Annotated in this window: 26 protein-coding genes and 1 tRNA gene; 2 read left to right on the top strand and 25 right to left on the bottom strand. The window is 35.0% G+C overall.

The genetic code is table 11. The features are described 5' to 3' along the window. Positions 1-112: 112 nt before the first annotated feature. The 19 genes from ftsH to SD1D_RS00855 all read right to left on the bottom strand — a co-directional run bounded on the left by ftsH (position 113) and on the right by SD1D_RS00855 (position 17,959). Complete coding sequence (gene ftsH, locus SD1D_RS00945; RefSeq protein WP_058259150.1) at positions 113-1,939, bottom strand: ATP-dependent zinc metalloprotease FtsH; 1,827 nt, start codon at positions 1,937-1,939, stop codon at positions 113-115. A 72-nt stretch (positions 1,940-2,011) separates the two neighbouring features. Continuing rightward, on the bottom strand, positions 2,012-2,527 hold the full coding sequence (hpt, locus tag SD1D_RS00940) for a hypoxanthine phosphoribosyltransferase (RefSeq protein ID WP_058257191.1): 516 nt from the start codon (positions 2,525-2,527) through the stop codon (positions 2,012-2,014). Then, positions 2,527-3,975: a tRNA lysidine(34) synthetase TilS gene (gene tilS / locus SD1D_RS00935; RefSeq protein WP_058257190.1), complete on the bottom strand. Its 1,449-nt coding sequence runs from the start codon at positions 3,973-3,975 to the stop codon at positions 2,527-2,529. Before tilS ends, hpt begins: the two co-directional genes overlap by 1 nt. Before the next feature lie 91 nt (positions 3,976-4,066). Beyond that, positions 4,067-6,355 carry a stage II sporulation protein E gene (spoIIE, locus tag SD1D_RS00930; protein ID WP_058257189.1) on the bottom strand — a complete coding sequence of 763 codons (2,289 nt, stop codon included), beginning with the start codon at positions 6,353-6,355 and terminating at the stop codon, positions 4,067-4,069. 239 nt (positions 6,356-6,594) lie between these two features. Beyond that, a tRNA-Met gene (locus SD1D_RS00925) sits at positions 6,595-6,668 on the bottom strand. Between the two features lie 79 nt (positions 6,669-6,747). After that, positions 6,748-7,038, bottom strand: coding sequence for an FtsB family cell division protein (locus SD1D_RS00920; RefSeq protein ID WP_058257188.1), 291 nt, complete (start codon positions 7,036-7,038; stop codon positions 6,748-6,750). Positions 7,039-7,059: 21 nt separating this feature from the next. After that, complete coding sequence (gene yabQ, locus SD1D_RS00915) at positions 7,060-7,620, bottom strand: spore cortex biosynthesis protein YabQ (protein WP_058257187.1); 561 nt, start codon at positions 7,618-7,620, stop codon at positions 7,060-7,062. 9 nt (positions 7,621-7,629) lie between these two features. After that, positions 7,630-7,917 (bottom strand): sporulation protein YabP, encoded by a 288-nt coding sequence (yabP, locus tag SD1D_RS00910; RefSeq protein WP_058257186.1) that lies wholly within the window; start codon positions 7,915-7,917, stop codon positions 7,630-7,632. A 103-nt stretch (positions 7,918-8,020) separates the two neighbouring features. Beyond that, a complete protein-coding gene (locus SD1D_RS00905) occupies positions 8,021-8,260 on the bottom strand; it encodes an RNA-binding S4 domain-containing protein (RefSeq protein WP_058259149.1) in 240 nt (79 codons plus the stop codon). Positions 8,261-8,356: 96 nt separating this feature from the next. Next, the gene (locus SD1D_RS00900; protein ID WP_058257185.1) at positions 8,357-8,632 is read right to left on the bottom strand and encodes an HU family DNA-binding protein; all 276 of its coding nucleotides are present in this window, start codon (positions 8,630-8,632) and stop codon (positions 8,357-8,359) included. A gap of 23 nt (positions 8,633-8,655) precedes the next feature. Next, positions 8,656-9,432 (bottom strand): nucleoside triphosphate pyrophosphohydrolase, encoded by a 777-nt coding sequence (mazG, locus tag SD1D_RS00895; RefSeq protein ID WP_087758707.1) that lies wholly within the window; start codon positions 9,430-9,432, stop codon positions 8,656-8,658. Positions 9,433-9,583: 151 nt separating this feature from the next. Next, on the bottom strand, positions 9,584-10,132 hold the full coding sequence (gene spoVT, locus SD1D_RS00890) for a stage V sporulation protein T (protein ID WP_058257183.1): 549 nt from the start codon (positions 10,130-10,132) through the stop codon (positions 9,584-9,586). Between the two features lie 139 nt (positions 10,133-10,271). Beyond that, positions 10,272-11,975 carry a S8 family peptidase gene (locus SD1D_RS00885; protein WP_058257182.1) on the bottom strand — a complete coding sequence of 568 codons (1,704 nt, stop codon included), beginning with the start codon at positions 11,973-11,975 and terminating at the stop codon, positions 10,272-10,274. A 24-nt stretch (positions 11,976-11,999) separates the two neighbouring features. Continuing rightward, positions 12,000-13,706 (bottom strand): S8 family serine peptidase, encoded by a 1,707-nt coding sequence (locus SD1D_RS00880; RefSeq protein ID WP_058257181.1) that lies wholly within the window; start codon positions 13,704-13,706, stop codon positions 12,000-12,002. Between the two features lie 134 nt (positions 13,707-13,840). After that, on the bottom strand, positions 13,841-14,110 hold the full coding sequence (locus tag SD1D_RS00875; protein WP_058257180.1) for a hypothetical protein: 270 nt from the start codon (positions 14,108-14,110) through the stop codon (positions 13,841-13,843). A 25-nt stretch (positions 14,111-14,135) separates the two neighbouring features. Continuing rightward, a complete protein-coding gene (locus tag SD1D_RS00870) occupies positions 14,136-15,356 on the bottom strand; it encodes an ABC transporter permease (protein WP_058257179.1) in 1,221 nt (406 codons plus the stop codon). Between the two features lies 1 nt (position 15,357). Further along, positions 15,358-16,134 carry an ABC transporter ATP-binding protein gene (locus SD1D_RS00865; RefSeq protein ID WP_058257178.1) on the bottom strand — a complete coding sequence of 259 codons (777 nt, stop codon included), beginning with the start codon at positions 16,132-16,134 and terminating at the stop codon, positions 15,358-15,360. 140 nt (positions 16,135-16,274) lie between these two features. After that, positions 16,275-16,721 (bottom strand): D-aminoacyl-tRNA deacylase, encoded by a 447-nt coding sequence (gene dtd, locus SD1D_RS00860; RefSeq protein ID WP_058257177.1) that lies wholly within the window; start codon positions 16,719-16,721, stop codon positions 16,275-16,277. A gap of 62 nt (positions 16,722-16,783) precedes the next feature. Continuing rightward, the gene (locus SD1D_RS00855) at positions 16,784-17,959 is read right to left on the bottom strand and encodes a phosphopentomutase (RefSeq protein WP_058257176.1); all 1,176 of its coding nucleotides are present in this window, start codon (positions 17,957-17,959) and stop codon (positions 16,784-16,786) included. A gap of 294 nt (positions 17,960-18,253) precedes the next feature. On the opposite strand from SD1D_RS00855, the gene SD1D_RS00850 reads away from it, so the two are divergent. Beyond that, a complete protein-coding gene (locus SD1D_RS00850) occupies positions 18,254-18,949 on the top strand; it encodes a phosphatase PAP2 family protein (RefSeq protein WP_058257175.1) in 696 nt (231 codons plus the stop codon). 98 nt (positions 18,950-19,047) lie between these two features. On the opposite strand, the gene SD1D_RS00845 is transcribed toward SD1D_RS00850, so the two are convergent. The 3 genes from SD1D_RS00845 to SD1D_RS00835 all read right to left on the bottom strand — a co-directional run bounded on the left by SD1D_RS00845 (position 19,048) and on the right by SD1D_RS00835 (position 23,830). Continuing rightward, positions 19,048-20,064, bottom strand: coding sequence for a glycosyltransferase family 2 protein (locus tag SD1D_RS00845; protein ID WP_058257174.1), 1,017 nt, complete (start codon positions 20,062-20,064; stop codon positions 19,048-19,050). 16 nt (positions 20,065-20,080) lie between these two features. Continuing rightward, complete coding sequence (locus SD1D_RS00840; protein WP_058257173.1) at positions 20,081-21,199, bottom strand: aminopeptidase; 1,119 nt, start codon at positions 21,197-21,199, stop codon at positions 20,081-20,083. A gap of 78 nt (positions 21,200-21,277) precedes the next feature. Next, complete coding sequence (locus SD1D_RS00835; protein ID WP_058257172.1) at positions 21,278-23,830, bottom strand: hypothetical protein; 2,553 nt, start codon at positions 23,828-23,830, stop codon at positions 21,278-21,280. Between the two features lie 203 nt (positions 23,831-24,033). Here SD1D_RS00835 and SD1D_RS00830 point away from each other — a divergent pair, with 203 nt between their 5' ends. Further along, positions 24,034-25,017 (top strand): hypothetical protein, encoded by a 984-nt coding sequence (locus tag SD1D_RS00830; protein WP_058257171.1) that lies wholly within the window; start codon positions 24,034-24,036, stop codon positions 25,015-25,017. A 100-nt stretch (positions 25,018-25,117) separates the two neighbouring features. On the opposite strand, the gene SD1D_RS00825 is transcribed toward SD1D_RS00830, so the two are convergent. Genes SD1D_RS00825 through SD1D_RS12245 form a run of 3 tightly spaced genes read right to left on the bottom strand, consistent with a single transcriptional unit; the run spans position 25,118 to position 26,901 of the window. Next, positions 25,118-25,975, bottom strand: coding sequence for a YwmB family TATA-box binding protein (locus SD1D_RS00825; protein WP_058257170.1), 858 nt, complete (start codon positions 25,973-25,975; stop codon positions 25,118-25,120). 27 nt (positions 25,976-26,002) lie between these two features. Then, on the bottom strand, positions 26,003-26,434 hold the full coding sequence (gene rpiB, locus SD1D_RS00820; protein ID WP_058257169.1) for a ribose 5-phosphate isomerase B: 432 nt from the start codon (positions 26,432-26,434) through the stop codon (positions 26,003-26,005). After that, positions 26,434-26,901: a low molecular weight protein arginine phosphatase gene (locus tag SD1D_RS12245; RefSeq protein ID WP_058257168.1), complete on the bottom strand. Its 468-nt coding sequence runs from the start codon at positions 26,899-26,901 to the stop codon at positions 26,434-26,436. Before SD1D_RS12245 ends, rpiB begins: the two co-directional genes overlap by 1 nt. Positions 26,902-26,906 lie beyond the last annotated feature (5 nt).

The raw sequence follows: 26,906 nt of genomic DNA, 5'->3' as shown, positions 1-26,906 counted from the left end.
GGTGTAGCAAAAAACTATATAATGTATTGGGGTTTACATACATAGTATATCATGTGAACTAATATAAGTCTGCACAAACTTTACAAAATATGACCTTGTTTTTCGTCATTTTTTACAAGGTTTCTTCCTTTTTAGCCTCAAATAAGGCTTCGAACTCTTCCCTGGATATTCTCTCTTTTTCTATTAGCAGGTTAGCACATGCATCAAGAATATCCCTATGCTCTGTCAAAATTCTTTTAGCTTCAGCATAGCATTCGTCTATAATACTTCTTACTTCCTCGTCAATCTTATTTGCTACATTTTCGCTATAATTTCTTGTATGTCCCCAATCCCTGCCGATAAATACCTCTTCTTCGCTTTGTTCGTAATTTACCAGGCCTACGGTTTCAGAAAAACCGTAACGGGTTATCATAGCTCTGGCTGTTTTAGTAGCAACCTTAATATCCTGGGAAGCTCCTGTAGTAATGTCATCAAAGACCAACTCTTCCGCAGCCCTGCCCCCAAGACCTACGATAATATCCTGGCGCATCCTGCCCTTAGTAAGAAACATTTCATCCTTTTCGGGAAGGGGCATTGTAAATCCAGCGGCTCCGGTTCCGGTGGGAATTATTGATACTGTATATACAGGTCCTACATCCGGTAGGACATGGAATAAAATCGCATGACCGGCTTCATGGTAGGCTGTAATCAATTTTTCCTTTTCGCTGATTACTTTGCTCTTCTTTTCTGTACCTATTCCTACCTTAATAAAGGCCTTTTTAACATCTTCGCTGGTAATATAGGTTCTATTCTCTCTTGCGGCACCGATTGCAGACTCATTCATTAGATTTTCTAAATCTGCCCCGGTAAATCCGGCAGTAGTCTGGGCAATCTGCTTAAGATCCACATCATCCCCTAAGGGTTTACCTTTTGCATGAACCTGAAGAATTTCTTCCCTACCCTTAACATCGGGCCGTCCTACTGTTACTTTTCTGTCGAATCGTCCGGGACGAAGTATGGCCGGGTCTAAAATATCTACACGGTTAGTAGCAGCCATGACGATTATTCCTTCATTTACACCAAAACCGTCCATTTCAACAAGAAGCTGGTTTAGTGTTTGTTCTCTTTCATCATGTCCGCCACCCATTCCTGTGCCCCTGCGTCTTGCCACAGCATCAATCTCGTCGATAAATACAATACATGGTGAATTTTTCTTAGCTTCTTCAAACAAATCTCTTACTCTGGATGCTCCTACACCTACAAACATTTCCACAAAATCAGAGCCGGATATAGAAAAGAACGGTACCCCTGCTTCTCCTGCCACAGCTTTGGCAAGAAGGGTTTTACCCGTTCCGGGAGGTCCCACCAGAAGAACTCCCTTTGGTATTCTGGCTCCTACCTGGATATACTTTTTTGGAGATTTTAAGAAATCCACAATCTCTTTTAATTCATCTTTTTCTTCGTCAAGCCCGGCCACATTTTTAAAAGTAGTAGTTTTGTTATCTCCCGTAGTCATCTTGGCCCGACTTTTTCCAAAGTTCATTACCTTATTATTTCCTCCTCCAACAGACGCCTGATTGGATAAAAAAGAAAACAGAGCAATGACTACTATGAAAACCAAAACATATGGAAGGACTGTAGATAAAAACCAGTTGGGTTTTGAGATATCGTGCATATCGTATTTAATATCGGCATCAATTAATAAACTTTCTATCTCTCTTATATCTGAAGCATAAAAACTAGCCCTTTGATCCTGATCCGTAAATTTCACCTTAACTTTACCTGTATATACTTCCTGATTAGGATATATATCAACATAAGCAATCCTTCCCTGTTCTAAATCACTAATAAATTGGGAACGATTATATGCATTCTGATTATAACTTTCAAAACTATCGGATAGGAAAACCGTCATAAATACAATTGCCAGAATTACCAGGTAAAAACCATATCCCTTCATTTGTTTCCTCACCAAACAACCTCCTTCTTTGTAAATTTTATCTACTTAAATATGATATATGAAAAAAATGGATTATATAACACCTATATAGGGTAAGTTCCTTAGATTTTGCTGATAATCAAGTCCGTATCCTACAACAAATTCGTCCGGTATTTCAAATCCTACATACTTAACTTTAACATCAGTAACCCTTCTTTCCGGCTTATCAAGCAAGGTGCAGATATTTAAACTTCTAGGGGATCTGGCACTTAATAATTCAACAAGATAGGCTAAAGTTCTACCGGAATCAATAATATCTTCTATTATTAAGACATCTTTATCTTGAATGGATTCGTCAAGATCTTTTACAATCCTTACTCTTCCGGAACTTACTAATTCATTACCATAACTTGAAACTGACATAAAATCTATAGTTACAGGAACAGTAATCCTTTTTGCCAAGTCACAGCTAAAAAATACACTACCCTTTAGTATACAAATTAGATGTACACTTTTTCCCTCATAGTCCTTACTGATTTGATCTGCCAATTCTTCAATTCTTTTTTGTACCTCTTCTTCTGATATCATGACCTTAATATTTTCTGTCATCATTCTTCTCCTTTGCAATTATTAATATCATCGAAATTTAATTTTATAGATAGAATCTTTTTTGTTTGATCCTTTATTTTATATTTTTCACTAATCCTGTTACCATGTCCTATAATCCATACCACATGGCTTCCATCTACTAGTAATAGTATTTGATCCCTTTCTTCTTTCGGAATCTTGGAATCAATAAAATATTCCTTAAGCTTTTTTCTTCCCCCTTGACTATTGATTTGCAGATAATCTCCTGCTTTTCTGGTTCTAAGTTTAAGAGTATTTTCTATTTTATCATAATCAAACCATTTCATACAACTATTTTTAGGAATTGGTTCATTTTTTTTATAGTTCTTAATTTCTGTTTCAAAATATAATTTATATGCTTCTAGATAAGTCTTACCGGGAATTTTAATATCCACCGGCTTAAAAGTTATATCCTTACACTTTTTTTGAGAATTAGTAAGGTATATTTTAATCGTATCATATGTTTTTACGGCAATAATTCCATAGGGAAGATGTATTTGCCTTCCTACCTCTTTTTTGCCTAAGGCAAGTACCTCATCCACATGCTTAGCTTCAATGTCTTTTAGCCTGCCTGCCAAGCTTCCTAGGATTTTTCGCACAATACCCTTTTGTATTACTATATCCTCAAAACTAAAATCTTTGACATCATATTCAAAAAAATTTTCATATTCTTTTACTATGGCAGTGTAACGGTCTTTAGTGTATTTTTCAATAAAATTGTCAGCTTCCTTTAGATGATTAGCTGCATTTGTAATATGCTCTATGGCATTTTTATTAATTTCATTTACTACATAATCTAATATCCTATGGCGAATCTTATTTCTGGTATAAATATTTTGCATATTCGTAGAATCTACTTGATAATGCAGTCCATGTTGGGATAAATAATCTTCAATTTCTTTTCGGGTTACAAACAAAATCGGACGGATAATGGTAATATTACCGGTATCCGTCTTCATAGTAAGCTTGGGATCTATTCCGGTTAGTCCTTTTATTCCGGTTCCTCTAAACAAATTAAAGAGAATTGTTTCTGCATTATCATTTTTATTATGTGCAATTGCAACCTTATTACACCTGTTTTTTATTGAGGCAGAAAGGAAAGTTTCATACCTGACTTTTCTTCCGGCTTCTTCTTCAGAAAGTCCCTCCTTTTTTGCAATTGCCCTCACATCGAAATGGTAGGAAGTAAAAGTAATTTTAAGCCTATCACATAAGGATTTTACAAAAGCCTCATCCCGGTCTGCTTCCTCATCTCTTATGCCATGGTGAACATGCACTGCATACAAACTTACATCCGAATCTCTATAAAGATCTGATAATATATGCAATAGACATACAGAATCAGCTCCGCCGGACACAGCTATAAGAATTCTGTCTCCTTTTTCTATTAGATTATAGGATTTGATATATCCATGAACTTTTTCTAACATATTACTCCTGTTCGGTTAAAATCTGTATATTTTCTTTCAATTGTATTCTAATCCTTTCCCCATTAAATTTCAATGCCCTTTTCATACTTCCTTATTTTAGCCAGATTCCTGCCGTAATTACGGTAATGTCATCCATAGGAATATAATTTGATTGTGATAGAGCATGATCTAGAATACGGTTGGCTATTTCCTGTGGGTTATTGCTTTGTATATTCATAATTAACTTCTCCATATAAGCTTCTTTATTATCTTCATTTAAGCAGTCTAAAACCCCATCTGATACCATTATAATAATATCCCCTTCATATAGCTTTTTTGTTACAGAATCGTAATCAACAACCTTTAACATACCAATGGGTAACGTTGTGGAACTGATTGTTTCCACCCAATTATTTCTCTTAATAAAGGTAGAAGCTGCACCGATTTTAACAAACTCACACATAGCAGTATATAAATTAATAGTTCCCATATCTATAGTTGAAAAGGCTTGTTTTTCAGGTTTAAGTACCAGATTGGAATTTATCATTCTGATTGCAGTTTCTATTTTAAATCCTGCTTCTAAAAATTGCTCCAGCAATGAAAGAACCGTTTCACTTTCTTCACAGGCTTCTTTTCCGGTTCCCATGCCGTCTGAAAGGGCTATAACCATTTCACCATTATCCAAATTTATAATAGAAAAATTATCACCGGAAATATTCTCTTTCATAGCCCTTGCAACACCGGTTAACACCTTGAACTTTGTATCCTCAACAAAACAATACTCCTCGTACTCTTTTGAAAAAACTGATTTTGATATCTCTGATACTGCAAATTTCATTCCTAAGGCTTCTGATATCCATGCTGCAGCTTCTTTAGTGGTAATAAAATGATTTCTTCCTACAGCGGCATTAATAATCAGTTCTTTTCGTCTGCCCCCTCTTTCCAATATTATAATATTTTTAACATCTATATTATGTGCCCCTAATTTTTTAATAACCTTGCTCTCATCATTTTCCATAACTCTTGCTGCTTTATATATATCCCCGGTTAGTGTATTTATAGCATTGGATACTTCTTTAAGCTGGCCGGCAATCACTTCCCTACTTTCTGCCAGCCGATTTGCCCATAGATTATTAATCTTAGCAATTTCAAATCCCCTATTGGTTTCTAGCACCAACTCATGGGCACATATACAATAATCTAAAAAATACTGCGGTATATCTTTTTCCTCGATATATCCTTTCTTTTGAGCCACATCAAACATATTACAAGCTGCATTATATGCCTCCTGAAAATTGTTTTCCCAACAAAAACTACAGTTTTTACAATTTTTACAAAGTCTTTCTGATATATCTTCAAAGATTGCATCTATTTCTTTTTGTATATTTTTTTCTTGCCCTTCGGCAATACTTTCTAAAGTTTTTGATAGCTTTAAAAATGATTCCGAAAATGTCTTCATCCTGTTATTGGCAAGCTTTTTTAAATTGTCTAAGGACATTAGACTTTGGCCTATACCATTCTTATCATTATCTACTCTATAAATTATTGTTTTTGGCAATAGTAAAAATAACAATAGGGCTGAACTTAAGGCAGCTATTTCCCTAGATGATACTGCTATTTCCCCATATAGCAGGCTTATAATTGCACTTGTCAGTGAAAAAACAGCGGCAGTGGGAATTCTTCCGATACTTCTAAACAAGGCAGGTACAATTCCCATCATGGTAAGCAGACTAATAATATGAATAGGGGCTCCACGAAGACTTAATGCAAACCCTGATACCGCACCGGTGACTGCCCCCTGTCCTACCCCATACTTATATGTAAACAAAAGTATAACAAAATAAACCACTGTTTCTATAGGGGCTATATAGGGGCTGCTAACCTCCGGTAGGGCATAAATAAGTACTGCAACCATTAGACTTAATGATATCATTTCTTCATTGGTCATTTTCATTCCCTTAGGCTGTTTTAGGAAAAATCCTGTCCCCAGGCTAAATATCATCCCTGATACATAGGCTATTATAGCTTCTAATATAGCCATAAAAATCATCTTAGGATCCCATCCATATGCCCCTGCTTCCATCATGGCAAATATACCCAAGGTTATTGCCGGTATATAAAAGTAAAGCTGCAAAGGCAGTTCTCTTTTCTTTAAATAGGGTGACTCCAATAAAACAACCGAGCTAATCATCGAAAGCAAATATTTAAGTACCATTGTAGGAGCCATAGCCGAGCCTATTCCTGCTAATATGGTTATAAAAAGTAATCCGGGTCTGGCCTTATCTAAATATGCTGCCGTAAAATATCCGATGGCCAGGGGATTTATTCCAAGGAATGTGGCCCTTGCTATGACAAACCCAATAACATAAATCAAGATAGCGTTTTTCCTGATATTTTTCATTTTGCTTCGCTCCTTTTTGTTACCTATTGATGTATCTAGGCTGCCTTTTTAGTTATGCTGCTTATTATAGGCACAGTAGGGTAAAATCTTTGTCAAAAACAAGCACTGCAATAGAAAAACTTTTTGACAAGAACTCTTTCAAAAGACTGATTACATCGAATATAGGAGCTTAAATTATTTTAAGAAATTAAGAAAGGGCCCGGTTAAAATCTAACCGGACCCTTTTGGACATAAAAAAATAGCGAAGGACGGATTTGAACCGCCGACACTGCGGGTATGAACCGCATGCTCTCGCCAACTGAGCTACTTCGCCAAAGTCACAAGTGTTATTATATATACTTTCTTATTAAAAGTCAATGGTAAAAAATATCATATTAAAAATATTTTTTAAACTAATTGTCATCCTCCTTGAAGATAATCTCATCTTCATAAACCAGGCCTAATTGATCCCTGGCAACCTCTTCTATATAGCCTTTAGTTTGAACATAGGCTTCAAGATTTTTAATATCTATTTTTCTTTCTTCCTCATCACTAATCTGCTTCTCTAAGGAGTTCATCATAAGATCTAACTCTTTTTTTCTATCCTGAAGATTAATTTTTCCAAAAGCAACAATACCAAAAATGCACAATACGACAAATACAATAATACCAGTACCATTACCCTTTTTATTTCTCCCTCTCATTATTACACCTCACTTTATAAATCACCTTTTGTTCTTGTCCCTATTTTTTGGTACCTGCTTTTTCTTGCTCTTCTTTTTCTTATGATTCTTATGATGAATTTTGGCCTTTTTATTATTACTTTTCTGTTTATATTTTGTTAAATATATTTTAACTGATTCCAATATTTTTTTCAATCGCTTTAGTATTATTTTTAAGAAATTTTTTCCCTTTTTTAAAAGAAAGCTGCCCCCCTTACGAATATACTTTATAGTAATAGATAATGGGCGCAGCAATAAAAGGATTCCTCTGCTTATTAACATTACAATTAAATCACTTAATATGTAATGATATAAGACCATGCCAATAACCATTCCCATAACAGAAAACCCACGAATAATACCATCGTTTTTTACATACAACATAGCAAATATAAAGATACTGGCCAGAATCCAAAAAATCATATCCTGTATTGTTATAAATATATTATTATGGCTTATTATCCTCCTAATAACCCTTAATTGATCATATGCCAGAAGTATTAAGGCTCCCCAAAGGATGGAAACCCAAAAAAACTGTAGTTCTATTATAATCTCTTGACTCATACAGGCCTCCTATTTAAACAGCCTGCCTAATAAGGATTCACCGGACTTACCATAGCTAGTGGAATCCGAATAGGTTATACTATCAATTTTTCCATCAATATCCACCTCTCCCTTTTCAAGAGTTAGGCGGTTTACATGTAATTCACTTCCCCGTATCAACAATATTCCCTGCTCAGTCTGCAATAAAACCTCCCCCGCATCAAAAGATAATACATCATTGACACCGGTAATAGTTGCAGTTTTTCTGGCATTGATATGCAGTTTATGTCCCTTTAAAATCTCTTGTCTTTCCTCCATAGAAAAAAGCCTCCTCTAATTTAATACCTAAAACAGCTTGCTCTAAAACAAGTCTAGAGTTACCTTTTTAAGTATATGAGAAGACTTTCTACTTAATGACGACTTATAAATACTTAATCATTTCTTTTGCTTCATCTTTTTTAACGGTTTCTAAAACTTCCAGAACCTCCACCTTAACAGTTTTGCTACCAAAGCCTATTTCAATAATATCACCGACTCTAACAATCGTTGAGGCTTTTGCAACTTTACCGTTAACTAATACACGTCCTGCATCGCAGGCTTCATTGGCCACAGTTCTCCTTTTAATAAGTCTAGATACCTTTAAAAATTTATCTAATCTCATAATAAACTCCATTCTTAAGTAAAAAGCTGCTTTAAACACCCTACACCCCCTAAGAGATACGGAATTTAAAACAGCCTCTTTCATTAATTTGGTCAACTATGCGTTAACAATGTCTTTTAAAGCTTTACCAGCTTTGAACTTAGGTGCCTTAGAAGCAGCAATCATCATAGGCTCATTGGTTAAAGGATTTCTTCCTGTTCTTGCAGGTCTGTCAACAACTTCGAATGTACCAAAACCAACTAATTGAACTTTACCACCTTTTGCAAGTTCCTCTGAAACAACATCAATAAAAGCCTTTAAAGCCTTTTCTGAATCCTTCTTAGAAAACTCTGTTCTTTCTGCGATAGCTGCTACTAATTCTGCTTTGTTCATGTATTTGCTCCTCCTCTAATGTATTAATTTTTTTCCCACCACAAAGCTTCCTGCTTATGGGGGGTTACAGCGCATAGATTATGGCCATTTCCCTCCTGAGGGTAAAGGACATCTATAAATCTATTTATAAACTGATTAATAGCATTTGTCAAGGAATTTTCTGCATTTATCTGTAAAACCACCGATAATTTTATCATTTGAAATAACAAGTTACCAAAATCATTATTTATACGGGATTTTTCCCCTATTTCTATAGCTTTTCTTAGGATATCAAGCCCCTTTGTAATATCATCTAAAGCTTTATCAGGACTTCCCGGATCTAGTCCGTACTTTACAGCTTTTTCCTGAACTTTTCTTGCTCGTATAAGGGCAGGAAGTGCTTTTGGAACTGATTTTATATCTTGTTCTGGATTATTAACATGACTTTTTTCCAAAGCTTTAATATCTTCCCAGTTTTTTAATACTTCCTTTGTGCTATCTGCAGTAAGATTCCCAAACACATGGGGATGACGTCTAATCATCTTCCTGCTTTCTTCAGAAATTACATCTTCAACAGTAAATTCTCCAGTTTCCTCAGCAATAACACTATGCATTGCCACTTGAAGAAGTAAATCTCCCAGCTCTTCACATAAATTTTTACTATCTTGATTATTAATTGCTTCAATTACTTCATATGCTTCTTCTATTAAACACTGCCTTAAGCTTTCATGGGTTTGCTCCCTATCCCAAGGACAGCCCTCCTTACTTCTTAATTTCCTAATAATATCCATAAACTCATTAAAACTATAGGTCTTGTCCATTATAATCTCCCTTATTCAAAGATTTCTTTAGTTAACAGCCTTTATTACCAGTCTATAGCATATTATAGCAAATAAAAGCAGCAAGTAAACCTCTAAATAGTTAAAAAGAAAAAGCTGCCAAGCTTTTTGCCTATCTTGACAGCTAAATTACTTATTGCTCCATCTGCCTGCCTAAAAATGCTGCTGCAGTACTTGCCAATTTTATTTCCGTATCCCCAAATTTAACCTTTTCATCTCTTGTAAGAATAATAACAGAACCGATTGCATCTCCTTCACTGATTATTGGACATATTACTTGATAGGTAAATTCAGTGTCATCATCATTAGTTATCTTTAAAAAGTTTTTTTCTTCATTAGAAGCAATAGCAGTCTCTCTTTCATTAATTAATTCCTCTAATTCACGGCTAATACCTTTTCCTAGTAAATCTTTTTTTATAGAACCTGCAACGGCAATAAATTGATCTTTATCAGTAATTGCAACTATATATCCGGTGGTTTGGTTTAATGAATCCGCATATTGTTTTGCAAATTGCCCAAGCTCTCCGATGGGTGAGTATTTTTTTAGAATAATCTCTCCTTCCCTGTCTGTAAATATTTCCAAGGGATCACCTTCTCTAATTCTTAAGGTGCGTCTAATTTCCTTAGGTACAACAACACGACCTAAATCATCTATTCTTCTTACAATACCTGTAGCTTTCATATATAATCTTCCTCCATTTTGCGATAAGATATAATTAATTTAAATGCTGCTAAACTTTAGTCTAATATTATTGTTTGTAAAATGGGAAAGTTTATACATTTAACAGGTATATTTTAATAAATTAATTTATCAATTATATTTAGAAACCTAAGTCTGCCCTCATATTTTCAAAAACTTTAAATACATCTAAAATCCCATAGCCCCAATCTCTATTGGGATAGGTTAGATTGGTACTTCTTCTGGCTCCCCGAATTAAATGATTCTTAAGTACATTAGAATCCATACCCGGTTCATTGCCTCTAACAGTTCCCCATTCTAAAATCAAGGCTACAACACCAGCTGTATGGGCGGCCGAGACAGAGGTTCCGGTAAATGCTTGAAAGGTATGGTTTAGACTAGGGGCAAGATAATTGACACCGGGAGCTGCTATTTCAGGTTTAATAGTATTGTTCCTGGTGTAACCTCTGCCGGCATTTACATACAAATTATTGTTAACAGGATTATATGATGTAACGGTTATGGGATAAGTAGTTGTACCGGGAGACAGTACTGTGGTAAATATATTTGGCTGTATAAAGTAAGTGTTTTCTGAAATAAAATTTCCCATGGGAAGCCATATATGAAAACCTGTAGCCAAATCTCCGTGGCCATAAACATTAAATCTCCATATACCAGCTGAAGCATTATCAAAACGAATAAGTATTAGCTGGTCTCCTGTCTGGGATTCTATCGTGCTATAATCAACATATAGAGTGGTTTGTTCAAAAATAAATGAAATTACCCGGCCTACTCTTATGCTTGCCGGAATTCTGGGAATATACTCACCGGAAGGAGACAAAACATCAATGGAATATATACCCGGTGGATTTCCCCATAATTCCATAGCAAATTGTTTATCGTTTTCGCTAACATTAAGTTCAACTGTATTGCTCCCTATGGTGGGATCAATTACTCCATAATAATGCCTTCCCAGATTACCTTCATTTCCTGCTGAAGTTACAACCACCGTATCAGGAAGGTCAGCGACAATATTTAAAACCACACTTAATGGTGATCTCCCTGTATGTCCTCCTTGGGAGCTGCCTATTCCAAAGCAAATTACTAAGGGTCTGTTTAACCTTCTTGCCTCTTGATTGCAATAATTCAATGCCCACATTATATGATTTTCTTGAAAACATGTTACATTATTAGGAACTCTAAAGAACCTTCTGGTAATTTGTTTTGCTTCCCTAAGCTTAACTATAATTAAATCAGCATCAGGGGCCACTCCATAAAAATTTTCTTCCTCCACATCATTACCGGCAGCGATTCCGGCCAGCATGGTTCCATGGCCATTTTCATCCATACTGGGAACAATTGAAAGAGGATCATCTGATGCAAGTGCCTGGTTTATCTGCTCCCTGCTATATATGGTGCCAAAGTTAGCCTCTTGGTAAGTGGGGCCGGTATTGATTGTTTGATCCCAGATAGAAAGAATTTTAGATGTACCGTCCGGTCTGATAAATACAGGATTAGTATAATCAATTCCAGTATCAATAATAGCTATAATTACTCCTTCTCCCCTTAGGTTAAAAGCTGGTGTTTGCCTAAGATCCAATACTCTTGATGCATCAAGACTGGTTACATCTGTAAGTCCAAACAATAATGGAATTTCGGCATACCTTACATTTGAAATTTCTGCAAAAAATTGCTCAACGGGAACATGAAGTACCGCATATATTTCATCTATTCTATGTAAAGCCTCTTCTCCAAAAAGTTCTATTAGGCCTGTATATGTCCTATATTCGATAATCAAATCAAAAAAATCTTCTCCTATAATCCTATCTCTATCTATTATGGTCATAGGATACCCCTTTCAATATTTTTTTTAAAAATTTATTCCTCCCCTAAGGGCATCAAATACATTAAAAATATCGAGTATCCCATATCCCCAGTCCCTATTTGGATATATGGTATCTATATCTCTTCTGGCACCCCTAATTATTAAGTTCTTCAATTCTACAGTGCTCATAGCCGGCAAACGGTTATTTACAACTGCCCATTCCAATAACATAGCCGCAATTCCGGTAGTATGTGCAGCGGAAACACTGGTTCCTGTATATGATGCAAAGCCTCCTGTAAGGGTCGGACCTATAATATTTACACCGGGAGCTGCTACTTCCGGTTTTACTCTACCTATGACCGTATATCCCCGGCTGGAGTTTAGATATAGGCTATCATCGGCATCATTATAAGCTGTCACCGTTAAGACATTTTCCGCGTTTCCCAAGGTCAAAATAGTAGTATTAGGGTCCGAACGGATAAAGTATGTATCATCCGAAATAAATCCATCCATTGGCAGCCATATATTAAACCCTAAATTTAAGCCTCTCCTTTCATAGACATTAAATCGCCATATTCCCGATGTTGGATTTTCAAAGCGTATTAGAATTAATTGTTCTCCACTTTGGGATTCGGTCATCTGATAATCAATATAAATAACTGTGGCTTCGAATATAAAAGCAATTTCTCTATGTTCATTTCTTCCTACTGAAATTCTAGGAATATACTCACCTGTTGGAGAAAGTATATCAATAGTATACATATCAGGAGAAGTTCCCCACAGCTCCATAGTAAAACCTCTTTCATTTTCCCCCACATTTAGTTCAACAGTATCATATCCTGTGGTAGGATTGACCTTTCCACTAAAGTGCCGTCTTGCATTCCCCTCATTACCTGCAGCTACAACCATAGCCATTCCTGGGGATGAGGCTATTCCTGATAAAAAGGTACTTAAAGTTCCTGATCCGTCATGGGCTCCCTGAGAACTTCCCAGTGCTATACATATAGCTATAGGCCGCTGCAAGGCTATGGACATTTCATATAAATGAATAAGCCCAAGAAATATATCGTTTTCCTGAAAACATACTGCATCTTCTGCTATAAAAAAGAAGTCCCTAATAAACTTTTTAGCAGGTTTTAACTTAACTACGACAAACTCCGCATCAGGAGCAACCCCATAAAAGTTACTGTCTGGCACCTCATTTCCTCCTGCTATACCTGCAATCATGGTTCCGTGGCCAATTTCATCCCTACTGGGAACTATAGAAAAAGGATCCTCACTTTGTAAAGCCTCATTAATCTGCTCCCTGGTAAACTGGGTACCATATTCCATATGAGGAGGTGGATTGCCGCTTGATATGGTCTGATCCCAAATGGATACAATCCTGGTAGTATTATCTGCATAAGTAAAAATAGGATTGGTATAATCTATCCCAGTATCAATTATGCCAATTAAGACACCTTGACCTCTTAAATTAAATACAGGTATATTCCTTATGCGAAATATTCCGGAAGACTCTAGGCTAGACCTACTGATAATTCCAAAGCAAGTAGGCAAAACAGAGTATCCTAATCTATAGACAATATTCTGAGTTATAAAGCTAACAGGTACATGGACAATGGCGTATTGTAAATTAATGATTTGAACGGTCCTATCTGGAAACTGTTCGAAAACACTAAAATCACCGTTATATTCTATAATAAGATCAGCATAATCCTCACTGATTATTCTCTCTCTCTCTTCCGGTATCATATATGGCACCTCATTTTAGCTTATATAATATATATATATTTGAAATAATAAAGTATGTACCTGTAATATAAATTAATAAAATAAAAGTATGTTAAGAAGCAATTAACAGCTTTTTAACATACTTTCTATTAAAATTATTTATACCTTCCTTTTATGTACCTTACTAATACCAATATCCCAATAAGTATTAGATTCCCTATTATATAGAATATTATTAACTCTTTAATATTCTGGCTTTGCTGCCTATAATTACTGATTATATGCCAAACTCCAAAGGCCGACCAAAGCACCGGTACTATAATACCCCAGATAAGCTTTTTTCTGGTGGAGAAGAATACCTGTAAAATTAGGAAAGGTATAGCAAATATCAGTATAGTAAATAGGTTATCCCATACCGTTGGCATACAGATATATCCTCCTTAAGCCACATTATGCATTAAACATAACTCTCTCACTGTTAAATGCCTTGGTTATTAATGTTGTTAACAAAATAGCTATTAGGGCAAGTGAACCTAAAGTAACACCAAACTGTGCCATGGTAAGTTCACCTACCAAAAGATTCTGAATAGTTACAGACCCATTATAAATAGGTATGGCATAATATTCGAGTCCTTTGTCCCCACCGCCACTGGAGAACATAGTCATTATGCTGCCCAGCATTACCAGGATATATAAAGGAGTTACATAGGTACTTGCCTCCTTTTGTGTTCTGGCATAGACTGCCACAAGGGCTACCATAGCCACATAAAGATAAACCATAGCTATAATAATTACAAATAACTGTATTATCTCAACAGGAGTAAATTTAATAGCCATCATTTGGTCCGTATCCCCACCGGATAGATTCTTAATTCCTATAACTACCGATACAGTGTAGATAACAGACGATAAGGCTGTTAATATTCCTAAGGAAATCAACTTACCAAAAACTATTTGGCTGCGCTTAATCGGTGATAGCAGCATGCTGGCAAGGGTACCCCTTTCCTTTTCCCCTGTTATAGTATCCACCCCAAGTCCCATGGCACCTTGAAATAGCATTATATTTATTAGGAAGGGTAGAAGCATGGCAAAAAATTTACCTCCTGCCTTATCCTCATCGAGGATAATCGAAGCTTCCGGATCTAAATCTATGTAAAATACCTGAAGCAACTCTATATTATCCAGTCTTTGTGCAAGTAAGGACTGCTGATAAGGATTTAGCACCTCAGCAATAAAATTACTTCTAGCCGCACCGGAATAATCCTCTGAAGGATTATAAAAGGTTTTAACCTCAGGAATTGGATCCCCAATTTTACTGTAATTTTGAATTGTATCCATAAAACCTTCTTCAAAGACAACTAGTAAGTCAGTATCACCTTTTAATATTTTTTCCTTTATGTCATCAACCGTATCTGTTGAACTTAAATATGTAATATCCGCTTCATACTTATTAGCCTCTATAAAATTCATCAAATCCTCTGGAGCATTCTTAATACATATAATAGGAGTATGGGTTTCAATATCTTCCTGTAAATTAGAGATCAAACTTCCCATAATGCTATACATTACCATAATCAGAACACCGGGAAGGATAAATAAACTTACTATTAATTTCTTATCGGTAAAAACTCTGGTTAGTTCTTTTTTAATAATATTTTTTGTCCCTTCCATCCTATGCCTCCTCCTTATTATGTTGTTTATAGAGCTCAAAAAATGCATCTTCAAGATCCTTAGTATTTGTTTCACTTAAAATTTCTTCTAAGCTTCCTTCTAATGTCAGCTGTCCTTTAATAATAATGCCGATTTTATCACATAGCTTTTCAGCCTCTGTCATGATATGGGTTGAGATTATAACTGTTTTTCCTTGATCTTTCATAAGCTTTAAGTAATCCGTCACACTTCTTGCTGTTACAATATCAAGACCGGTTGTGGGCTCGTCAAAAATTATTACTTCCGGATCATGTATAAGACTTACCGCTATGGAGGCTTTTTGCTTCATACCGGAGGAAAGCTCATTAATCTTCTTATCCTCAAAACCGTTAATGCCGAAATATGCAAATAATTTTTCTCTTCTTTGCTTGATAGTCTCCTCATCAAGACCTCGAAGTTTACCGAAGAAATCAAACATATATCTGGGTGAAAATTGGGGATCTAGTTTGATTTCATTGGTCAAAAAGCCGATTTTCTTTCTGACATTTTCAGAGTCCTTTACGGTATCATATCCACATACTTTTATCTCTCCCTCCGTGGGCTTAAGTAATGTGGAAATACAACGAAGAGCCGTTGTCTTACCGGCACCGTTTGGTCCGAGAAGTCCGTAAATTTCACCGGGCTTGGCAGTTAAGCTTATATTGTCCACTGCCTTCATCATATTTTTTTTGGTCTTATGCTCCATCATTTGTTTTTTGGTTAATTTGTAGATCTTTGTAAGTTCATTAATTTGAATCATGTCATCCCACCTATCATTTATTTTTTATGGTTAACTTGTTAATTACTTTAAGCTAATAAGTTGTTAAAGTTTATACAATATTATTTTACACATTATCACATTAAAGCACCTTAAAGCTTAATTAAAATTTAATTAGAAATTTAAACCAAGTCCTCATCCAAAATTATTGTAAAAGGCCCGTCATTAACAAGATGAACTTTCATATCCGCCCCAAATTCACCACATTCTACCTTGCCTAATTTTTCCTTAATCTGCTTTAGGAAATACTCATATAATTCCTCTGCTTTTTTAGCACTTCCGGCCTTGAAAAAATCAGGTCTATTTCCCTTTCTACAGTCAGCATATAAAGTAAATTGAGATACAACTAAAACCTCACCCTCTACATCCTTAAGGGAAAGATTTGTCTTGCCGTTTTCATCAGCAAAAATTCTTAATTTCAATATCTTATCAATATATTTATCTGCTATTTTTTTATCATCATCTTGGCCGACACCAAGAAGTATCAAAAACCCTTTTCCAATTTTTCCGATACACTTGCTATCTACTTCAACTTTTGCCTCTAATACTCGCTGTATAACTATTCTCATAACCTTATCCCTTCTTGTTTTGCAATAATTTTATTTGTATTTAATCCTCTTACTCTTAAGTTCTAGCCTATTATATCATTTAAAAATGATTTTCCTGAAATTTTTGATTGAATATTAAAATAATCTAAAATTGTAGCTGCTATATCCGCAAATGATTCCCTGGTTCCTAAATTGTTATTCCTTTTAATCTTACTTCCATAGGCAACCATGGGAACATATTCCCTTGAATGGTCCGTGGAAGGAGTGGACGGATCACAACCATGGTCAGCAGTTATAATTAGAATATCCTCATCTCTTAAGGCTTCTGTAATCTCCGGAAGCCGGCTGTCAAAATAACTTAACGCTTTTGCATAACCATCAATATCATTACGATGTCCATAAATCATATCAAAATCTACCAAATTAACAAAGCATAGCCCCTCAAAATCCTTACTTATTCTCTCTATAAGCCTATCAATTCCTTCTTGATTATTTTTTGTCCTTACTGAATCGGTAATTCCCTTGCCGGCAAAGATATCATAAATCTTACCTACACCAATAACATCTAGGCCTGCCTCAACTAATTGGTCTAACATAGTAAGTGACGGTGCCAGGGAATAATCATGGCGGTTAGAGGTTCTGGTAAAGTTAGGGTAAGTACCTATAAAGGGCCTTGCAATTACCCTGCCAACCCCATGTTCTCCCCTAAGGATTTTTCTGGCAATCTCACAATATCTGTAGAGTTCCTCAACAGGTATAATATCTTCATGTGCTGCCACCTGAAATACACTGTCAGCGGAAGTATAAACTATAAGAGCCCCTGTCTCTATATGTTCTTTTCCATACTCACGAATTACTTCAGTTCCGGAATAAGGATGATTACATAATACCTTTCTACCGGTTTTTTCTTCAAACTCTTTAATAATCTCTTCGGGAAATCCATTAGGATAAGTGGGAAATGGTTTATTAGAAATCAGTCCGGCAATTTCCCAATGACCTGTGGTAGTATCCTTACCTTTAGACTTTTCTGCTAATCTGGCTATACTTCCGGCATAATTATGGTCAAAATTCATATGGGTAAACCTATCTTTTACCCCATCAATATTAAACAGACCTAGGTTTTTCATATGGGGCATATGAAAATGCTCACTTTTTGATACAGCATATAAAGTATGGCTTCCTTCATCATTATAATCTTTTGCATCCGGAAGTTGTCCTATACCTACACTATCAAGAACCACCAAAAATACTCTCTTCATAATATTTTACCTCCTTAAGGTTAATATCCTTAGTTATATATCTATAGTCTTCTACATATTGCCAAATTAATTATCATAACTGTATTATAATTATTTCAAACTAATAAGTCCATTATCATTTTAAATATACTTTAATTATAAGGAATTTTTAAACTTAAAAAAATCAAAATAATATAATTCTTAAGAATAACTTAATGTAATTTTATGTATATTGTAGACAGAGTAATATTGTGTTATAATGACCAAAATAGAAGATTATTCAAAAATGTTATTTAATTTGAAAAGAGGTATGATATGAAATTTAATAAAAATAAAGATAAAAAGTTTATACATATTTTAAGCCAATATAGACACGGTCTTGTTTTAGTATACTTTTTTATCTATATGATTTGGTTTACTTATCTTGAACGGACTGTAACTACAGAATTTACTCCTGTTTACTCAAGGCTGGATGATTATATACCCTTTTTGGAAATATTTATTATCCCCTATTTTATATGGTTTGCCTATATCTTTGTAACCGTGGCTTACTTTTTCTTTACATCAAAACAGGATTTTTATAAATGCTGTGCTTTTCTTTTTATAGGAATGACAATTTGCTTAATAATTTATACCATATGGCCCAATGGTCACTATTTGAGAGTGGATATAGATAACCTTGGAAGAAGTAATATTTTTACCCGTATTTTATCAAGGTTATACACTATAGATACATCAACTAATGTATTTCCAAGTATCCACGTATTTAACTCCATCGGAGCCATGATTGCTATCAGAAAAAGCGAACGTTTAAGACCTATAACTTGGCTACAGATTTCTACCTTTATACTGACCGTACTTATCTGTATGTCTACAGTATTTTTAAAACAGCATTCTATTTTAGACGTCTTTGGGGGAATTTTATTAAGCATTATAATGTATATATTTGTATATGTACCGGCCTGGGGTAAGGAAGCTAAGAAAGCTGATCATGAATTATCAAAGATATAAGAATTAGAAAATTAAAATTAATGTAAGCATATTAAAAGAGATCTCATATTTTATGAGATCTCTTTTATATATATTATTTATATTTTCCACTGTTTCTTTTAATTAAACCCGTAAATCTTTCTTGTTATTGCATAACCTACTTCAACAACCCTCCGTCCAAATTTGCCGGGCAAGTTCATTGAACGTCCTAGAATATGGGATCTAATCCTCTTATAAAGCCATTTGTCGTAATTCTTCAGATATTCCCATAGGGCCTCTTTTTTAGCTATACTTTCATCACTGCCTTCTTTTATTAGGAAGACAGAACAGATAGCCATCATCATAGACAAATACTTTATCATATAATTTCTTAGTTTCTTGCTCTTTATCTGTGCAAGATTATGGGATTCTATCATTATTTTCGTAACTCTCAGCTGTTGATCAATTCTTTTAATCATTATCTTTTCATTAACCGATTGATCATCCCTGCCTATAAAGTATCTATATAGATTTACATCCATATAATACATAGTCTTAACATAGGGTAGAGGCTGATATACAAAAATATTATCCACATAGAAGGTATGTTTGGGTAGCTTTAATCCACAATCTTTTATTAGTTTTGTCCTGTATATGGCGGAATGCATTAGAATGTTTTGACTTTGCTTAAAATGCATTATATCATCCCAGGTAAATATCTGATTTTTTGGAAGTGCTCTATTATAGTGTATTACCTTCTTCCTTTTTGCCCCCACTTTCTCGTATACATAATTGGCTAAGAATAAATCAGGACTATTGCCATCTGCAATCAGTTCTTTTAACTTAGCTAAAATCTCACTTAATGCCTTTTCACTTACCCAGTCATCACTATCTACCACCTTAAAATATAAGCCGGTAGCATTGGCCAGACCTGTATTTACAGCTTCCCCATGACCCCCGTTTTCCTGGCTAATTACACGGACAATACTCGGATACTTTTCCTGATACTCAAGGCCAATTTTTTCAGTATCATCTTTAGACCCGTCATTTACAATTATAATTTCCATATCATCCCCGCCGGATAACAAAGTATCAATTGCATGTCTCATATATTCGGCTGAGTTATAGCAGGGTATAGCTGCAGTCAGTAATTTCATACCAATAACTCCTCCCTTAGATTAAATTTTCAGGATTTAAGCACTCCAACTCCTTAACTACGAATCTTCCATCCTTACGAATTAAAACATCATCAAAATAAATTTCTCCCCCACCATATTCCGGTGTTTGTATGCAGACTAAATCCCAATGGATTGCTGAACTGTTACCGTTTGGAGCCTCTTCTTCATAGCAATTACCCGGTGTAAAATGGAAAGATCCCATTATCTTTTCATCAAACAAAGTGTCCTTCATAGGTTTTAGGATATAAGGGTTTACTCCAATAGCAAACTCTCCAATATAACGAGCCCCCTCATCAGTATTTAATACTTCATTAATTCTTTCTGTATCATTGGCAGTTGCTTCAACAATCTTACCGTTTTCAAAACGGAAAGAAATATTCTCAAAAGTAAATCCTTGGAATACCGCAGGAGTATTATAGGTTAAGGTACCGTTGATGCTGTCCTTTACAGGAGCTGTATAGACTTCACCATCAGGAATATTTCTTCTTCCGGAACAAGGAATTGCAGGAATTCCTTTAATTGAGAAGGTCAAATCTGTTCCGGGTCCTACAATACGTACCTTATCAGTACGGTTCATGTAGTCTACCAGACTCTTCATAGCCTCATCCATTTTACCGTAATCTAAATTACATACTTTGAAATAAAAATCTTCAAATGCTTCCTGACTCATATTAGCAAGCTGTGCCATAGAGGCATTGGGGTATCTAAGAACTACCCATCTGGTTTTCTTTACACGGATATCATGATGTACCGGTGTCTGATAATAAGTTTCATATAATTTCATTTTTTCCTGAGCTACATCTGCATTTTCAGCAATATTATCAGAACCCCTTACAGCTACATAACAATCCATTTCTGCCATTTCAGCAGCATCTATTTTAGCCATTAAAGACATCTGCTCTTCAGAACAGTTTAAAAGAACCTCCCTTAAAAGCCTGGGATTTGTATAATGTACAAAAGGAACTCCTCCTGCCTTGTATACTTCTTTTACAAGCTGTCTGGCTAGATCCTCTGTTGACTCTCCAATATAATGAACGTAAACCTTATCTCCTTTTTTTACTTCCATTGAATAATTAACTAGATTACTTGCCAGTGTTTTAATTCTCTCATCCATATATGTTCTCTCCTTTTCTTTATATGAAATATGCAAAACTAGTATTTAGCCTCACATAAATACCCTAATAAATTTGCTTTAATCCAGATAAGATATAAATATATTACCTGCATTTTCAAATAAATCTCTGCTATCTTGTAATCCTATTTTAACAGATTTCCCTTGTTTGGGGTCTATCATATATATATTATAGGCATCATAGCCATATATAAGTATAGCATCATTATATCCGGTCATGGCTATAACCGGCCTTCCTTTATTTATATAATATAATACTTGATCTAAAGTTGAACCTGTAAGTCGTATGGGTTCCACTTTTAGATCTTTATTAAGGATTTCTAAGGCCGAGGTATCTTTTAAATCTAGGGTTTTATTGTCTATATTTTTACCTAAGTATTTGGCCATAAGTTTAATACAGCTTTCCAAAGAATTTGACGAAGCTGAAAAATCCATTGTCTCAAATTTGGATAGGTTAATTCTGCTTGCGTTAACACCCCGCTCCCATACTAAATGGTTTAAACTAGATAAAACCACCCCAGCTCCTTGGTCTGCAGCATTTATTGCCTCTGCCGCCTCCTTATAGGTTTCTTCTAGTTCTCCCATAATATAAGCATAATACTGCTTTTCATTGCTTATATTTTCTCCATCCTTAGGTAAGCGTAATGTAGGGTCATCGGATATTATTGTATTTACGGTTGTTAGCATTTTGGGCTCCTTATCCATATCAAATTCTGAAGGTAATTGTATATAATACTCTGTTAAAGCCGCTTCGGAAACCCTTGGCACAACACTGATAAAAGGAGTTTTTTCAACAATCCTATTCATAATATAATCACTGCTTGAACTTACATAAACATCCTTACCATTAACCTTCCCTTTCTTGGAACGGTATAATTCAACAATATTATCCTTCACCTCTACTCCGGTTATATAGTAACCTTCCTTATTATAGGATTTCAGTATTTCGTTTTGCAAAGAGGCAATCTCAATTCTATTCATTGGAATAATAACTCTTCCGTCAATCATGGTTGTAATATCATTTTCAGCCACAAACCCATATATTAGATTCATATCTATCATATCCAATAGAACGATTTTATATCCGGGACGGGAGTCAATTTTTTGAATATCTCCGGTCTCAAGATTCATAATGTTAATATTGTTTGAATAACCCAAACCATCGCTTTCCTGCCAGACAAAATAACCTTCTTTACTAAAGTCCAATATATTATCCTTAGCTACATTAGAAGCCAGTTTGGTTAACTGTTTTGTTATCATGTCATAAGAATAAATACTGTCATATATATGAAAATAGAAAATATCTAAATTATTAATGTATGAAAGTTCCCCCATATTTTCTTTTAACCTCTGATAAGGTTCATCTACGGGGATATATACAAGCTCTTCAATTCTTTGATCTGCTCTTATATATTTGTATAAGACTATGGCCACCCTGCCTTCGTATTGGCCACGGTTCATATAGCCATATACCATAAAATTAACGTTTCCTTCCGCATCCATATTTAGTATACGGATATCATGCTGATCATAGATATCTCTAATATAATCAGTCTTATTTTGACGGAAAGAAAAAATGCGAACTATTTTATTCTCCTCAAGATCATAAAACCATAATTCACGGTTTCTAACAAAAGCAAATTTCATTTTATCTGGGCCGGCCAAATATGGTATATCCAAATTAGAAGTAATGCCTAGCTTTAATTGGTTCATAGACACATTGGTCAAGTCCGTATCAAATAAAGCTTCCATACGGCGTTCATAGTTTAATAAATACGTCCTGCCCGGCGTATATCTGACACGATAATATTCCTTAACCTTATAAAATTCCGGAATATCTGATACCTTAGCCTTAACCACATACTCCAAAACAAAGGAAGCAATCTCTGCATAATTTTCAACAACAGTAGGGACTACCTCTGTAATAAATTCCGGCTCTAGCTTGCCCCAAGTTATTAATTCCAAGCTTGAATGAATGTTAACATCAGCTAAAGAGGTGTTTTCTTTTGTCCTATGGGGCTCAAGATATACAGAATACTCCTCTGCCTTTTCCTTATCTTTAATTGCATTATGAAAATCCATTACAAATTCCAGCTTTTTTTTCAGATTACCGCTATCGTACTTTTTAATACGAGTATAATAATACATTTTGCGACTTTCGCTGGTTATTAAGGTTATTTTAACAGCATAATCCTTCTCCTTTTGCAAATCAGGACTAAGGTGTAGCTTAGCTGTTTTGAATTCATTTTCTTCATCAAATACACTGACAGAGCCCTTTTCAATCAGTTCATTTCCTATAAATTCACGAACCTCATAATTTAATTTCTTAATTTCATAATCACTTTCTTGTATCAGAACCTCAAAAGATCCCTCCGGTCCTATTGGTGTAAGTGATTCCCTGATGGAATTGGCATCAAGATTACTGCTATAACCATGAAGAAGATTAATAATTACATCTTCTGTTCTTAAACGTACTAAAGGAAATGTTGCTTCTTCCATCTTAGTAGTATTATCTATATTAAATACCACTTCCTTAATATCCTTACTAAAGTAATAAAGAGAAGCGATAAATATAGCTATTAAAATAATTATACGATAAATCTGTTTTAACAATTAGATTTTCCTTCCCATATAATTTATGTTAAGCAGCCCTTATTTTCCCAGGATGCTTACTAGAATATTATAGCATATTAAATTTATATTTAATAGACTTCCCTCTTACAGTTTTCTTAAATTTATATCTATAATTATTTACAAATTTCACAATAAGATTATGTTTGCATATATTAGATAATAAAAAGTTTAGGAGCACATAAATGCAAAACTCATCTAATATGTCAAAATCAGAAGGTGATAAGAAACTAAACGTTCAGATAAGCGAAGAAAAAACTTCTCCTGATAACGACAACTTGTCCAATAAAGTTTCAAGCCCCGATACTGATAAGGCTAACACTTTGGACACTGTAAATAGAAAACAACATAATCAAACCGGAGTTGCTAAAAAGCTTAGTACCACTCCGGATACCGGCATGCCTATGGACATAGGTACCCCTCCAAGAACTGATACGCCCATGAACGGTACTACTCCCAGATCAGGCATGCCTATGAACGGTATCACACCTAGAACAGGTATGCCTATGAACGGCACTACTCCCAGATCAGGTATGCCCATGAACGGTACTACTCCCAGATCAGGTATGCCCATGAACGGTACCACACCTAGATCAGGTATGCCTATGAACGGTACCACACCTAGAACAGGTATGCCTATGAATGATACCGCCCCTAGATCAGGCATGCCTATGAATGGTACTACTCCTAGAACAGGCATGCCTATGAACGGCACTTCCTCCGGAAATATACCCTTATATCCTGTTAATGGCCAATATATGCCTCCATGCACCCCTTATAATACACCTATGGGAGTTCCTTTATACCCCCTTTATGGTTATGATAACTGTGAGGATTTAGACCGGGATATGAAATATATGAAACAGATATATCCTAATACGGCAAAGCGGATACAAAGAGAGATAGATAATGAATGCGATAAACTAGAATATGACGGAAGTATTATGTTTGACGAATGTCCTGATAAAGTATCCTTAGAAAGAATTATAGACCGTGTATATGAAAGAGTTAAAGATATGGATGAAGTATCAGAGATTGGAATTAACAGCTTTTCTTCTGATCCCAGAAGAAGACAGCAGAATCTTTTAAGAGATTTAGTAACTATCGTATTGCTCAATGAGATGTTTCATAGAAGACGCCGCCGTCGTAGCAGAAGACGCTGGTTTTAGGATTATAAATCATAAATTATCATATAACAATTTCCCATTGACTATAAAAGGTTCGAGTTAGGATATATTAAACCTAATTCGAACCTTTTAATATTTTACTTTACCATCCCTGATTAATAATAGGTGTTGCAAAATAAATTCTTGTTTTATCTAACTGTTCATCATATGTCATGGCTATCTGTATATTAATTTTACAACCTGCTGCCTCCACATATTCATCTATCAAACCGGTATAAGCATATATTGTATAGCTATCACTTTGTTGATAATCAAAGGCAATTTCACCTTGCAGCTCCTTTACTAAGAGCCTAGCCATATCCTTTTTATCTTCTATGGGCATGATTCCCGGTACAGAACCCTCATACTGAAGAGTTACCTGCTTTTGCTTTATACCCAGCTCTTTTAATGTTTCTTCAAGAAGCTTGCGATATTTTTCTATACTTCTTATAGATTCCTTTATGTTTAATCTTACCACAATATAATGCTTCATCTTAATGGCAGATTCATTTTCCTGCTCAAGGCTTACTATTTTTAGTGAGGTAGTTGCCAATCTTGCATCCTTTTGATAAAGATATTCTATTCTGCCATTATCTTTATTTATGGTAATATCTTTATCTATCTTAAGACCAATAGAATCTGCAATGTAACCTATAATATTCTTTTTATCCTCTTCACTAAGAAAGTCATTATTATGCTCTGCAATAATCTCTAAACTACATTCTAAATCCTCAGTATTTGTCTTAACAAATGCTTCGGCTATTTGAAAGTTATTAAAAAATACTCTGTTCATTATAATCTGCGTAGCAAATGCAAGCCAAAGAACTGTAGCTGTATATAAAGTAACCTTAGTTCTTCTTAAAGAAAAAATTCCTTGTAAACTTTCTAAAAAGCGACTTGTTTTATCCAGAATATCCACCTCCATTGTAAGTTGATTTTGCTTACCTGTTAGTATTCCCACAAATGAGGTTGAATATTCTAATTATTTTTATTGGTCTTCTAACATCTCTATTCTTCTAATATGTCTATCTTGATTAGAAAAGTCCGTATTTAAAAATGTATCCACTATTTTAATGGCTAGTCCATGTCCAATAACTCTTGCTCCCATTACCAGTACATTGGCATCATTATGTAATCTTGTTGCTTCTGCGCTAAAACAATCATGGCATAATGCCGCTCGGATTCCCTTCATCTTATTGGCAGCAATAGAAATACCAATCCCTGTTCCACAAATTAAAATTCCCTTATCACATTCTTTGTTTTGAATCGCCCGTCCCACGGCCTTTGCATATACAGGATAATCACTGGAACTAAGTTTACCGCAACCAAAATCTTTATATTCAATACCTTTTTCCTCAAGGTATTTTATAATTTCCATTTTTAATTCATATCCGGTATGATCATTACCTAGTGCAATCATTATAAACTCTCCTTTTCATTTTCCTCATTTAGTTTATAGACAGTCTTTTTTACCAGCCTTGCCAGCTCAAAATAGCAATCTTCATATTCCACAAGGGAACCACCATAAGGATCTATAACATCTCCATCCTCTCCGGCATATTCCTTAATAGTATATACATCCTTAGCATGAGGATACCCTTGCAAAATCTTTCTTTTGTGGGCTTCTGTCATTGTTAAGACCAAGGTGTTCTCATCAATATCTGTATCCTTTAACCTCTTGGAAATATGATTGACAAGCTCTAAATCATGCTTTTTTAGAACAATCTCTGCCTTAGGATTGATTGGCTCTCCAAATAAAACCACAATCCCCCTTGAAGATACTTTAATATCACTTTCCTGATCAAGGTTTTTAAATATGGCCTCAGCCATAGGACTTCTACATGTATTTCCCGTACAGACAAATATTAATTTATTATATTTTGCCATTCCCT

Origin of the sequence: Herbinix luporum (assembly GCF_900070325.1) — a bacterium.
In the GTDB taxonomy this organism is placed as follows: domain Bacteria; phylum Bacillota; class Clostridia; order Lachnospirales; family Lachnospiraceae; genus Mobilitalea; species Mobilitalea luporum.
Note: the sequence above shows the minus strand (reverse complement) of the source record. Positions and strands in the feature narration are given on the sequence as shown.

Excerpts from the sequence above, each read along its gene's own strand:
- SD1D_RS00845 (WP_058257174.1), bottom strand. The coding sequence starts at position 20,064 with ATGAAATTACTGACTGCAGCTATACCCTGCTATAACTCAGCCGAATAT.
- spoVT (WP_058257183.1), bottom strand. The coding sequence starts at position 10,132 with ATGAAAGCTACAGGTATTGTAAGAAGAATAGATGATTTAGGTCGTGTT.
- yabP (WP_058257186.1), bottom strand. The coding sequence starts at position 7,917 with ATGGAGGAAAGACAAGAGATTTTAAAGGGACATAAACTGCATATCAAT.
- spoIIE (WP_058257189.1), bottom strand. The coding sequence starts at position 6,355 with ATGAAAAATATCAGGAAAAACGCTATCTTGATTTATGTTATTGGGTTT.
- SD1D_RS00920 (WP_058257188.1), bottom strand. The coding sequence starts at position 7,038 with ATGAGAGGGAGAAATAAAAAGGGTAATGGTACTGGTATTATTGTATTT.
- SD1D_RS00855 (WP_058257176.1), bottom strand. The coding sequence starts at position 17,959 with ATGAAGAGAGTATTTTTGGTGGTTCTTGATAGTGTAGGTATAGGACAA.
- SD1D_RS00875 (WP_058257180.1), bottom strand. The coding sequence starts at position 14,110 with ATGCCAACGGTATGGGATAACCTATTTACTATACTGATATTTGCTATA.
- tilS (WP_058257190.1), bottom strand. The coding sequence starts at position 3,975 with ATGTTAGAAAAAGTTCATGGATATATCAAATCCTATAATCTAATAGAA.
- SD1D_RS12245 (WP_058257168.1), bottom strand. The coding sequence starts at position 26,901 with ATGGCAAAATATAATAAATTAATATTTGTCTGTACGGGAAATACATGT.
- SD1D_RS00840 (WP_058257173.1), bottom strand. The coding sequence starts at position 21,199 with ATGGATGAGAGAATTAAAACACTGGCAAGTAATCTAGTTAATTATTCA.
- SD1D_RS00850 (WP_058257175.1), top strand. The coding sequence starts at position 18,254 with ATGAAATTTAATAAAAATAAAGATAAAAAGTTTATACATATTTTAAGC.
- ftsH (WP_058259150.1), bottom strand. The coding sequence starts at position 1,939 with ATGAAGGGATATGGTTTTTACCTGGTAATTCTGGCAATTGTATTTATG.
- SD1D_RS00905 (WP_058259149.1), bottom strand. The coding sequence starts at position 8,260 with ATGAGATTAGATAAATTTTTAAAGGTATCTAGACTTATTAAAAGGAGA.
- yabQ (WP_058257187.1), bottom strand. The coding sequence starts at position 7,620 with ATGAGTCAAGAGATTATAATAGAACTACAGTTTTTTTGGGTTTCCATC.
- SD1D_RS00900 (WP_058257185.1), bottom strand. The coding sequence starts at position 8,632 with ATGAACAAAGCAGAATTAGTAGCAGCTATCGCAGAAAGAACAGAGTTT.
- dtd (WP_058257177.1), bottom strand. The coding sequence starts at position 16,721 with ATGAGAATAGTTATACAGCGAGTATTAGAGGCAAAAGTTGAAGTAGAT.
- SD1D_RS00885 (WP_058257182.1), bottom strand. The coding sequence starts at position 11,975 with ATGACCATAATAGATAGAGATAGGATTATAGGAGAAGATTTTTTTGAT.
- SD1D_RS00865 (WP_058257178.1), bottom strand. The coding sequence starts at position 16,134 with ATGATTCAAATTAATGAACTTACAAAGATCTACAAATTAACCAAAAAA.
- hpt (WP_058257191.1), bottom strand. The coding sequence starts at position 2,527 with ATGACAGAAAATATTAAGGTCATGATATCAGAAGAAGAGGTACAAAAA.
- SD1D_RS00830 (WP_058257171.1), top strand. The coding sequence starts at position 24,034 with ATGCAAAACTCATCTAATATGTCAAAATCAGAAGGTGATAAGAAACTA.
- mazG (WP_087758707.1), bottom strand. The coding sequence starts at position 9,432 with ATGGACAAGACCTATAGTTTTAATGAGTTTATGGATATTATTAGGAAA.
- SD1D_RS00870 (WP_058257179.1), bottom strand. The coding sequence starts at position 15,356 with ATGGAAGGGACAAAAAATATTATTAAAAAAGAACTAACCAGAGTTTTT.
- SD1D_RS00880 (WP_058257181.1), bottom strand. The coding sequence starts at position 13,706 with ATGATACCGGAAGAGAGAGAGAGAATAATCAGTGAGGATTATGCTGAT.
- rpiB (WP_058257169.1), bottom strand. The coding sequence starts at position 26,434 with ATGATTGCACTAGGTAATGATCATACCGGATATGAATTAAAAATGGAA.